Below are 9322 nucleotides of genomic sequence, written 5' to 3'. Positions count from 1 at the left end.
AGAGGGAGCACCCACACCATGCAGACCACCACCGTTCCGCAGACCACAGCGAAGACCTACCTCACCCTCGCGAACACCCGCGCGGTCAGCGTCCGCGTCGAGGGCACCGACCCGAAGACCACGCCGTCCGTGCTCGTCACCCGCCGCCCTTCGGGGACGTGGGAGGCGTGGCACTCCGACGAGCTGCACGGCTTCACCAGCGGCTCGTTCCGCCTGTGCGTCATGTACGCCCGCCGAGTCGCGATCCGCCGTCACGCCCAGACCGTCACCCGCTGAAAGGACCAGACGATGACCCCCACCGACACAGGCCGCGCCACCGCCGCCCAGCTCGCCCTCATCCTCACCACCCGCCGCGCCGAGTCCGACGAGGACGCCGCCGCCACCGACGCCGAGATCCTCGCGCACGTCCGCAACACGCTCACCCTGCCGGGGGAGGGCACCCCGGGCGGGTTCCCCGTCGCCGACGACGGGACCGACTACGCGGCCGCGCTGATCGCGTTCCTCAGCGCCCCGACCGCGATGTTCGCGCGATGAGCGCCACGGACCTCAACCCGGTTCTGCGGCAGCTGCGCGAATCCGCGGCCCTCCTGCGGAAGCCGCAGGTGCAGGCCGCCGCGGACGGCCTCGGCTAGTCCACTCCGCGGGGACCGGCGGCATGCCTGTCCCCGCCTTCCGGTACGACGCTGGAGAAAGGCTCACCATGACGACCACCACGACTCCCACCGTCGACGTCGACGTGTGGGGGCACACCCCGGCGCTGCGTGACGCGCAAGCGGCCGTCGACGCAGCGACCGCCACCGGCGACCAGGCCGCGGTCGCTGCGGCCGCGCGTGCGCTGATCGTTGCTGCGGCCGCGCACGGCTGGCCCACCGCGACCGCCCTCGTGTTCAAGTACGAGACGACTGGCCCCGTCGCCGGAGTCTGGGGACTCTGGCGACTCCTCGACGCCGACCGGACCGTGCTCCGAGCGTGGGACGGCGACCCCGACCCGATGACCGACGAGTCCGAGGAGGAGTTGGTTGCCCTCGACCTCATCAGCAACCGCCGAGCGACCCAGGAGTACACCGACTTCGGTACCCCCATCGGCTCCACCCTCCTGATGCTCCATACGCTCGCGCTCTGAGCGCGCGTGCGGGCCGACCCGAAACGGGCCGGCTCGCACGAGGGGGAGACCCCCCTCGACCCCCCCGTCACCCGCGCCGAGCTGCGGTCGGTGTGCTCGGTCTACGTGGCGGTCCCATGCGAGGAGGCCGGTCGAGGTGCCCGCCACACCAGCGCAGCGATTGATGCCACACCGAAAGCGCCGGCGGTGCCGGCGAACAGCGTCAACAGCCAGCCCGGACCGACGACGACTTCTTCCCCGGATTGCCGGATGAACGTGCACTCCAGGCCCAGAGGGAACGGCGTGATCCGTGCCCGCACGCTCCACTCATAATCGACGCCGTTCGACGGCGGCGCCTGCCAGTCGACCAAGCACGTGTACTCCGGATCCCGCGCCTGATAGAGCGCACCGGCGACGGGCACGGCGAACAGGCCAGTCAGCAGAAGAAGCCAGACCACCAGGGCCGCATGGGCCGTACGAGTCATCGACGCCGCGGTCGCGGCCGGTACTTCTTCCCCGCGCGAATGTTCCGGTTCTCGATCACACCCACGACCGCCAGGCCTACGGCCACGGCCACGATCAGGACCCAGCCGAGGACGTTGAACCACTCACCGATGAACGCCGCGTACGTCTGCTCGCCGGCGATCGCGAAGAACATCACCGACGCCCCGAACCACACCATGCCGTTCGCGACCAGAGCGGTTCGCGCCAGAGGAGTGCGGGGAGCGGTCATACCGTCAGCGTCCCACGACCGACGGAGGGCTGTCTTCCCTCCCTCTAAACTCCGGGCATGGTCTCGCCACTCGTCCGCAAGATCGTCAACAAGCACGAGCGCGAGATCCGCCTGATGCAACGCACCCTCTTCACCGACGCCGGAGAGCGGATCACCTCACAGCCCGGCCTCACCGATGCCCAGCTGCACGAGCTCGCACACGCTCGCGCACGGCAACTCCCACGCCTAAGGGGACGATCCCTGACCACGCCGAGGTGTCCGTCCTCATGGACCGCGGGGCCGCCGCAGAACTCGAACCGGACTCCGGCGCCGACCCGACGCTCTCCCTGGTGAGCGTGTCCGTGAAGGGGCTCAACCTCCTCGTCGGCAACTCGGAGATCCTCGAACCCGACGAGTACGCCGCCTGGGCGCAGGCCGTTGTGGGGGAGCAGTGGGCAATTCGCCTTTACGCAGCCGGCGCCCTGTCGGGCAGCAACGACAAGCGGCTCTCCACGTTCTACTTCTACGTCTTCACCGACCACGACGGCCACGCCGTCGACAAACCGGCCGGCTGGTCGCTCCAGCTCGAACCGGTCACCGCGTAAAACCATTCACGGGGCCCCGCATGCCCTGATCTCCCCGTATTCGTAGTCGCGTCACCCTCCGGACAGGACGTCGATCAGCCACAAGAAGGGCGGTACGATCCGCTCCTCGATGAATGGCGCGACGTGCTCCTGGACGTAGGGCCAAACGTAACCTCGAATAATCCCGTGGAGAAATCCCCACGGAATCGGTACTCGTGGTCGGCGTAGCCGCCTGCTATGTCCGCGATGCTTCCCGCGAGGAGTTGAGGTGCTCATTGTGTTCGTTCCTGTCCGCGCCGAACGGTGCTGCTGGCACCCTCGACGTCATGGGTCCACCACCTGACTTGGACGCGTGTCTTCTCAGAGTGACGGTGTGACGCGATTCTGATCCGGGCGCGAAACTCTGACCAGGCGGCCGGATCCGCGTCACTCCGCCGATTAGTGCTCGCGCGAAACTGCTTCGAGAGCGACGAGGCGCGGAGAGCGTCCCGCCAGCAGAAGAGGAGAGGGCCTGCGACTCAGGTGCTGCTCAGCGAGCACCGCGGGTCTGCGGCTCGGGGATCCTAACGGGGCGGAAACCGCGCCGGTTGTCGTCGTCGGTGAGAGCGACTGGCTCCCGCTCAATCGGTCAGGACGGCGCGGGGTTCGTGCAGACGAGCGTGAATATCCAGGCGGGCTACGCGGCCTACGCGACCGACGCGAGGCTGACCGACGCGTCCCATAGAGGACGAGGTTCGGAAGGGTGTCGCTCTTCCGCGCAAATGGCTCCAGGTCGATTCCAGGGCGCAGCCCACGCGATACCTACGGCTGAGGACACATTTTCGGTCGACCCCGTCGATTGAGGGCTTTAGATCGCCGCAGAGAGCCGCGGATGTCGTACTGACGTGGGATAATTTGAGCCGTACACGCAAAGACCCCTGTTGGCACCTGCTGACAGATCAAGGTCAGCGGCCACAGGGGTCGATACGGAATTTCCCGGCAAAGGATTCGTGTCGATCTTAACTCAGGACGCCGGTGGGGACCACCTCTCCACCGGCACTCCCTGGGGGCCGTGCGAGACAGGACCAGTTCACCGTGAACGCATCGACGACCCCTGAACCCACCACCGAGCACACGCCTTCCCTTGTGCACCTGCGTGACTTTGTCCGCGCGCGAGCGAAGGGCCGACGCACTCACGTCGCGCACGACCGCGAGCAGGTCCTCGCAGCTCGAGATGGCAACTTCTTCGCCTTCTTCTACGAGCGTTTCCTCACCGGCGCGATCAACTACATCAACGACGGCTGCCGCGGCTCTGCACTTCACGACGTCATCGAGGCTGCTCCTACGAACAAGCGCGCCAGCTACGAAGCGAATGGCCGCGGCCTGCTCACCTTCCTTGGCGGCGTGAGCGTGCGCTCCGCCCGCCGTCAACAGCGCAACGTCATTGTCATCGATGTGGACGGCACTCAGATGGTGAGCCTGCGCCTCCACCTCATTCTCGAGCTCAACAACGGGGATCGTCTGGCCACCCACGTCTACTTCTCGGAGCAGGCACTCACCCCTTCGGAGATCGCAGTCATGGAGACCTCGATCGCCCTCGCCACGCGGCAGGTGGACAGCGGGGCGATCCCAGCACTTCTGCTTGCTCGTACCGGTGAACTGCGCAGGATCGACACTGGCACTGCCACCGTCGCAGATCGGCGCGACTACCTTCGCTCCGAAGCTGACGCCTACAAGACCGAGTGGGACCGCGGGGCCGAAGCAAGCTGACGACCTTCAGCACCTGCGCGCTCGCGACAGCATCGATCCGTTCAGGGAATCCAGGCAGTCATGGAGCGTGCGCGCAGGCGGCGGCGGCGGCGTTGTAGTTTTTGGCTTCTCTCTGGCCGCGTTTTGATGCCACTACGTGTCGCGCCTAGTCGAGGAGTTCGGTTCGGATCCGAGCGGCGACGGCCTCGCGGAGGGGGCGGACGTTCTCGGCGCTCCAGTCGATCGGGTCGGGGAACTTCCACTTGAAGAACCGGCCCGTCGGAGTCGCGGGGAGGGCGAGGCCCGGCTTCATGGCGACGACGATGTCATTGCCACGGCCGCCCGCGGCCGCGGTATCGATTCGACGCTGCTCGCCGAGCTCATCGCCGCGGCGGACGACGTGGACCTGTCGACGATCCAGGCGAGCATCTTCCCCGAGAACACCGCCAGCCTCACCCTCCACAACCGCGCGGGATTCCGCTGCCTGGACACTCACGAGCGCATTGCGCAGATGACATACGGGCCTGCGGCTGGCCGCTGGCGCGACACAATCCTCATCGAACGGCGGCGCCCCTGATGCCGTGACTCGTCCAGGATCCGCGTGTATTGTGGTCGTCACAACGGGCCGGTTCCCGGAACGTTGCCAGCCTAAGACCCCGCCTCGGTGGGGTCTTAGTTTTTTAAGGCGTCCAGATCCAGTCGTGCCATGTTGACGCGGTGACCAGTCGGCTCAACCGCGCCATCGTCGCCGCGGACTTTGGGTGCGTCTCCGTCACCGTTTGTCGGCGCCGATGCAGGTAGACCGCGAGGTCGGCCGCCTGCACCCCGGCGGCGTTCCTCGAGGATGCAAACTGGATCGGGGATGAAATCAGGTCAAGGCGGCTCGTCAGGTAGCCCGGCGTGCCCAAGGACCGGTAGCTCTCGAACTGCCGTCGGTGTTCCTCCTGCGTCGCGATCTCGTCGGCGACGACGATCACCTCCTCGGTATCGGAGGAGAAGACGTCACGGCGGTACTCGTTCACCCGCTCGAGCAGGTGCTGCAGCACGATCTTGTGCGGCTGCTCCGGGTAGCGGTACCGAGCGTTCAGACGCTTCACATCCACCCCGCGAAACAGGTAGCGGACCTCGGCCTCCTGTGCGACCCGCAGAGCGGCCGCGTAGATGCCCGCCGCCTCACGATGCTTCCCGCGTAGGGGAGCCCACTCGCCGGCGCCGCCCATCAGCTCGTGCCCGTGGAACTCGACATTCGCCGGCAGCCCGTGCTCCGCGGCGATCTGCTCCCGGAGAGCGGCATAGCCGTGCTCGAGCTGCTCCCACTTCTCCTGCGTCGTCACGGCAGCGCCGATAAGTAGAAGTCCTGGGTGTAGGACTCGTCCACGTAAGCGATCAGCATCCGGTCATCATGTCAGCGACCTCCGCCACCATCCGCGGTCGGACACCCCCGGCCCTCTCCGATGGTCCCCGTCTCGCTCCGACGCCGAGAGCGAGCCACACGGCCGACCGATGCTCGGGGTGCCTAGCGTCCACCCCGACGACATCTCGCGAACAATCGTTCGCGGGACGCCAAGGTCGCCAGCGTCGTCCAGGTGCCCTTCGACCCGTTCAACCAGTCTCTTCAGCTCGGCGTGCTTCCGACCCATTGGAAATGACTTCTGTAGGCTTGCTGCCAGTGGAGCATGATTAGTCGGTAGAGGTCATGACTATCAGGCTGGACCAGTTGGACACACGCAACCGCGTCGAGACGCTCTACACGATCAGCGCCGCAGCCCGCCGCGTTCAGCGCCGCCGCGCCACCGTCCGGGCCTGGATTCAACAGGGCCTCCTGCCGTTCGAGGTGATCGAAGGCGACCACGCGAAGTATGTCAAGGAGGCCGACCTCCTCGCCGTCTATCGCCAGACGTTGACAGCACGACGTCTGCGCCCGCGCGATGACGCCGGTCGCTTCGTGGCCCGGATTTAAGCGCAATCGCCCACCGCGCCTCGTGTCCCTCCCGCTCGCCATCGATCGGTACCGGGGAGTGCTGGGTGTCTTCTTCCGAACACGGCCAAACCCGCCACATCGCCGAGCTACGCTTGCCGCTAGTGGCCCAAGACTCGGAACCCCGCATCTGGACAACCGCCGACGATTGGACGATGGTCCCTCGTTCGCCGGACCGTGACGCGCACGATCTCTACACTCTGAGTGCCGCAGCAAAACGGATTCGGAAGCGCCGCGCAACCATCCGCTCATGGATTCAGCAGGGTCTCCTCGACTACTACCAGCGCGAGGGCGACCACACGAAGTACGTGAAGCTCGGCGAACTCCAGGCCGTCTACCGGAATCGCCTCACCGCGCTCCGGAGTCGACCGCGCGACGACGACGGCCGATTCACGCCCTGGATTTGACCAACTCCATACCGTCCACCCCAAAATCTAAAGTGGGGATTGCGGCATGCGCTCCGGCAACTCGTCCTCTTTTCGTTCGCCGCACCGGATCCTTGACTTTGCTCAGACGCAAATTTTGTAAGCTCGCGCTAGGCCGCGAACTGGCTCAAGACCCCCGAAGGCATCGGTTCTTGTGCTCCGGCCGATCGACCCTGCAAACTAGAACCGCCTGCTACACGTGCGCCACGACCAGCCGAACGGCTGGTCTTCTGTGTTAACGGACAACGCACGGAGCGGCTCCGACGCTTCACCGAAACCCGCCGGCCTCGAGCCGGCTTTTTTCATGCCCGGCCCGGATCTGAGCAGCACCAGCTCTCCTGGCCCCCTCCTCATCTGACTACGCGCTTGGTTGCTAGTAGTCAGTGGACCGAGCCGACCGGCTCGGCGTCAAATTGACGCGCTCGCGCGTCCCCCGCGGAGAGGTTCGTTATGGCGATCCTGCTTCCAGAGTTCCCGGAGGAGGTGACCTTCCTGTCCGCTCTCGCGGAGCAGCTCCCCGAGCTGTTCGCGATCGCCGTCTTCGCCCCGCTCGTCTACATCGTCGTGCTCGGCAAGAACGGCAAGCCCGCAGAGCGCATTAGGAAGATCGCCAAGGCCCTCCGCCGCCCGCCCCAGGCGTAGCGGACTCGAAAAAGCGCACCTCCTTCGCGGAGGGGAGAGCTCTGTCTTCGACTGTCTCGATATCCATTAGCTTTCTGAGACAGTCCCTAAGCGCCCGTTCCGAGGTCGGCGTCGGCTGGAACTGCGGAGGTCTCGCCGTCTCAAGAACTTGTCTCGCAGTACTTTGTCGCATCAGGGTGCCCGGAGGGGGTTTCCGAGGCAGAATGTGCTCGTGAGGGTTCTCGGTTATACGCGTGTGAGTACGTCGAGTCAGGATGCGCAGTTGCAGGTCGACGCGCTCGTCGCGGCCGGCGTGCAGAAGCGCGACGTGTTCGCGGACGTCACGTCCGGGAGCAAGACCGCGATAGAGCGGCGCGGGATGAAGAAGCTCCTCGAGTACGCCGAGGACGGGGACACCGTCGTCGTCTGGCGAGTCGACCGTCTCGGCCGATCACTGATCGACGTTCTCAACACGGTGAACCTGTTGCGTGAGAGAGGGGTGCAGGTCCGGTCGATCTCGGACGGCATCGACCCGTCGACGTCGACGGGCCGGTTGATGTTGAACATGCTCGCCACGCTCGCGGAGTACGAGCGGGAGCTCATCATCGAACGCGTCAACGCCGGAATCGCGGCCGCTCGTGCAAGCGGTACCCGCTTCGGCCGACCGCTGTCGGACCCAGCGGTGGTCGCGGACAAGCTCGCGATCGCCGCGGACGCGCGAGCGCGCGGCCGTACTGCGGAAGATGCCGCCCGTCTCGTCGGGTGGAGTCGTGCGTCGCTCTATCGCCACCAGGCGGACGCGGCTCGGCGTGCAGCTTCGGAGGAGCAAGCCACCTCCCAGTAGAGAGGTGATCCAGCCCGGCATCGACGTCGAGCTTCCGCAGACCGCACCTCTATCCGTTGAGCGCAGGGTTTACCCTCACATCAGCTTCGTGGCTCATGCTGGTGGTAAGGGTCAACCACATGGCCCCGCTGGCCTGCCGCTTCTAGTCTCGTGCTCGCGTGAGGGAGAGACCTGGTGAATGCGAGAGTGAAGGTGAACGAGGACCTCTTTGAGCTGGCGGCGGGCACGGATCTGGACTGGCTCAAGCGGGTCTTCCTTGCAGCGCTGCGGGACGCTCCGGCCTTCGTGGCTTTCCGCACCGCGGGGGGAGCGGAGGTATCAGTGCTGATCGCTCCCTCGACGCCGGTCGTCCTCGAGGAGAACGAGGACCCGCTCATCGATTTTGCTCCTGTTGAACTTCTTGACTGGAACGACGACTCGATGACGTGGGGCTACGAATAGCCGCGTTGGGTTGTCACACTTTCCTGCTCGTCAGTCCAGGGAAGGCAAGCTGCGTCGGCGATCGAGAATGTCACGCGCGAGCTGAGCGACATCGAGGCCCTGCTCCCGCGCTTCACGGTCAAGGACAACCAGGGCGTCGTCGGGAGAGATGTGCAGCCCCGCGCCGACGAACCCGGCGGCCTGATGCAGCAGGGCGTTGTGCTCTGTCAAGCGCGCGGAGGTGATCGCGGGTTCCGCCGTGGGGACAGGACGGTCGTCGTCGTGGTCTTGTGCGGTCATCAGAACTCGTCGTAGTGGAACGCGTGCTGCTCGTCGTCGAGGACGGGCTGCGAGACGGTGCGGCGGTTGCTGCGGATCCGGGAGCGGATGTCGTCGACGGCACGGATGACGGCCTCCGTCGTCGCGTGCTCGTCCTCGACGTCGAGCTGAACCGGCACGGCGACGAGCTCGCTGCTCGCGTCGAGCGTCATCTTCGCCTCGACCAGGTGCCCTTCGTCGGTGAAGGCGGGCACCGTCACGACCTCGGAGTGCTGCTGGCGGTCGATTGCGGTGACGAGATCGAGGAGCGCGTCGCCTACGGCGTCGGTGGTCAGGATGCTCTTCGAGGCGTAGGTCAGCTGCTGCACTTCTTCAGTGTCACCACGGCGGGCGGGTGCCCGCACGGGGCTTGCGACGCTGCGCGAACAGAAGGTACCTGTGAGCGCGGTCGGGCGCTCGTCAGGGAGGGCGTCCGTCCACTCCGGTGTCGCCTGGTCAGCACTGCGGCGCCCGTCGGTCACGCCGGCATGCACGTCGCCGACGGGAACCCGCACCGATGCCAGCGCACCAGGACGGTGCGGCGGCCTCTCGTGAGTTCCGATTCGGGTTCAGAACTCCACGTGTCTGCA

The 9322-nt window shown here is 66.2% G+C and carries 16 protein-coding genes; 11 read left to right on the top strand and 5 right to left on the bottom strand.

Annotated features, from left to right (window positions below; genetic code table 11):
• The first annotated feature begins 18 nt into the window (after positions 1-18).
• The 3 genes from GRS96_RS19680 (at position 19) to GRS96_RS19670 (ending at position 1123) form a co-directional block, all read left to right on the top strand.
• Positions 19-276: a hypothetical protein gene (locus GRS96_RS19680; protein ID WP_159989474.1), complete on the top strand. Its 258-nt coding sequence runs from the start codon at positions 19-21 to the stop codon at positions 274-276.
• A 12-nt stretch (positions 277-288) separates the two neighbouring features.
• Positions 289-534 carry a hypothetical protein gene (locus GRS96_RS19675; RefSeq protein WP_107576120.1) on the top strand — a complete coding sequence of 82 codons (246 nt, stop codon included), beginning with the start codon at positions 289-291 and terminating at the stop codon, positions 532-534.
• A 166-nt stretch (positions 535-700) separates the two neighbouring features.
• Positions 701-1123 (top strand): hypothetical protein, encoded by a 423-nt coding sequence (locus GRS96_RS19670; RefSeq protein ID WP_107576119.1) that lies wholly within the window; start codon positions 701-703, stop codon positions 1121-1123.
• 101 nt (positions 1124-1224) lie between these two features.
• Here the strand turns inward: GRS96_RS19670 and GRS96_RS19665 are convergent, their stop codons facing one another.
• Complete coding sequence (locus tag GRS96_RS19665; RefSeq protein WP_146168505.1) at positions 1225-1587, bottom strand: hypothetical protein; 363 nt, start codon at positions 1585-1587, stop codon at positions 1225-1227.
• Complete coding sequence (locus GRS96_RS19660; protein ID WP_107576117.1) at positions 1584-1835, bottom strand: hypothetical protein; 252 nt, start codon at positions 1833-1835, stop codon at positions 1584-1586. Before GRS96_RS19660 ends, GRS96_RS19665 begins: the two co-directional genes overlap by 4 nt.
• A 254-nt stretch (positions 1836-2089) precedes the next feature.
• Between GRS96_RS19660 and GRS96_RS19655 the strand changes: the two genes are divergently transcribed.
• The 3 genes from GRS96_RS19655 to GRS96_RS20740 all read left to right on the top strand — a co-directional run bounded on the left by GRS96_RS19655 (position 2090) and on the right by GRS96_RS20740 (position 4703).
• Positions 2090-2419 carry a hypothetical protein gene (locus tag GRS96_RS19655; RefSeq protein WP_107576116.1) on the top strand — a complete coding sequence of 110 codons (330 nt, stop codon included), beginning with the start codon at positions 2090-2092 and terminating at the stop codon, positions 2417-2419.
• Positions 2420-3472: 1053 nt separating this feature from the next.
• The gene (locus tag GRS96_RS19650) at positions 3473-4147 is read left to right on the top strand and encodes a hypothetical protein (RefSeq protein ID WP_146168504.1); all 675 of its coding nucleotides are present in this window, start codon (positions 3473-3475) and stop codon (positions 4145-4147) included.
• 136 nt (positions 4148-4283) lie between these two features.
• The gene (locus tag GRS96_RS20740) at positions 4284-4703 is read left to right on the top strand and encodes a GNAT family N-acetyltransferase (protein WP_236553710.1); all 420 of its coding nucleotides are present in this window, start codon (positions 4284-4286) and stop codon (positions 4701-4703) included.
• 103 nt (positions 4704-4806) lie between these two features.
• Here GRS96_RS20740 and GRS96_RS19640 read toward each other — a convergent pair whose 3' ends face one another.
• The gene (locus tag GRS96_RS19640; RefSeq protein ID WP_107576114.1) at positions 4807-5460 is read right to left on the bottom strand and encodes a DUF3800 domain-containing protein; all 654 of its coding nucleotides are present in this window, start codon (positions 5458-5460) and stop codon (positions 4807-4809) included.
• A 362-nt stretch (positions 5461-5822) separates the two neighbouring features.
• On the opposite strand from GRS96_RS19640, the gene GRS96_RS19635 reads away from it, so the two are divergent.
• From GRS96_RS19635 to GRS96_RS19615, 5 genes are all read left to right on the top strand, one after another.
• Complete coding sequence (locus GRS96_RS19635; RefSeq protein ID WP_107576113.1) at positions 5823-6086, top strand: MerR family transcriptional regulator; 264 nt, start codon at positions 5823-5825, stop codon at positions 6084-6086.
• 65 nt (positions 6087-6151) lie between these two features.
• On the top strand, positions 6152-6511 hold the full coding sequence (locus GRS96_RS19630; RefSeq protein ID WP_159989473.1) for a hypothetical protein: 360 nt from the start codon (positions 6152-6154) through the stop codon (positions 6509-6511).
• Positions 6512-6979: 468 nt separating this feature from the next.
• Complete coding sequence (locus GRS96_RS19625) at positions 6980-7171, top strand: hypothetical protein (protein WP_159989472.1); 192 nt, start codon at positions 6980-6982, stop codon at positions 7169-7171.
• A gap of 211 nt (positions 7172-7382) precedes the next feature.
• Positions 7383-7994, top strand: a complete 612-nt coding sequence (locus GRS96_RS19620) for a recombinase family protein (RefSeq protein WP_107576194.1) — start codon at positions 7383-7385, stop codon at positions 7992-7994.
• 174 nt (positions 7995-8168) lie between these two features.
• A complete protein-coding gene (locus GRS96_RS19615) occupies positions 8169-8435 on the top strand; it encodes a hypothetical protein (RefSeq protein WP_159989471.1) in 267 nt (88 codons plus the stop codon).
• A 30-nt stretch (positions 8436-8465) separates the two neighbouring features.
• Here GRS96_RS19615 and GRS96_RS19610 read toward each other — a convergent pair whose 3' ends face one another.
• Positions 8466-8714 (bottom strand): hypothetical protein, encoded by a 249-nt coding sequence (locus tag GRS96_RS19610; protein ID WP_107576109.1) that lies wholly within the window; start codon positions 8712-8714, stop codon positions 8466-8468.
• Complete coding sequence (locus GRS96_RS19605) at positions 8714-9061, bottom strand: hypothetical protein (RefSeq protein ID WP_159989470.1); 348 nt, start codon at positions 9059-9061, stop codon at positions 8714-8716. The genes GRS96_RS19610 and GRS96_RS19605 overlap by 1 nt, the downstream gene beginning before the upstream one ends.
• Positions 9062-9322: the final 261 nt, after the last annotated feature.

It is taken from the genome of Rathayibacter sp. VKM Ac-2803 (genome assembly GCF_009807175.1).
Classification (GTDB): domain Bacteria; phylum Actinomycetota; class Actinomycetes; order Actinomycetales; family Microbacteriaceae; genus Rathayibacter.
The sequence above is the reverse complement of the archived record's forward strand: the minus strand, read 5'-3'. Positions and strand labels throughout refer to the sequence as shown.

Bases quoted from the DNA above. Each gene is read 5' to 3' on its own strand.
- GRS96_RS19680 (WP_159989474.1), top strand. From the start codon at position 19: ATGCAGACCACCACCGTTCCGCAGACCACAGCGAAGACCTACCTCACC.
- GRS96_RS19675 (WP_107576120.1), top strand. From the start codon at position 289: ATGACCCCCACCGACACAGGCCGCGCCACCGCCGCCCAGCTCGCCCTC.
- GRS96_RS19670 (WP_107576119.1), top strand. From the start codon at position 701: ATGACGACCACCACGACTCCCACCGTCGACGTCGACGTGTGGGGGCAC.
- GRS96_RS19665 (WP_146168505.1), bottom strand. From the start codon at position 1,587: ATGACTCGTACGGCCCATGCGGCCCTGGTGGTCTGGCTTCTTCTGCTG.
- GRS96_RS19660 (WP_107576117.1), bottom strand. From the start codon at position 1,835: ATGACCGCTCCCCGCACTCCTCTGGCGCGAACCGCTCTGGTCGCGAAC.
- GRS96_RS19635 (WP_107576113.1), top strand. From the start codon at position 5,823: ATGACTATCAGGCTGGACCAGTTGGACACACGCAACCGCGTCGAGACG.
- GRS96_RS19625 (WP_159989472.1), top strand. From the start codon at position 6,980: ATGGCGATCCTGCTTCCAGAGTTCCCGGAGGAGGTGACCTTCCTGTCC.
- GRS96_RS19610 (WP_107576109.1), bottom strand. From the start codon at position 8,714: ATGACCGCACAAGACCACGACGACGACCGTCCTGTCCCCACGGCGGAA.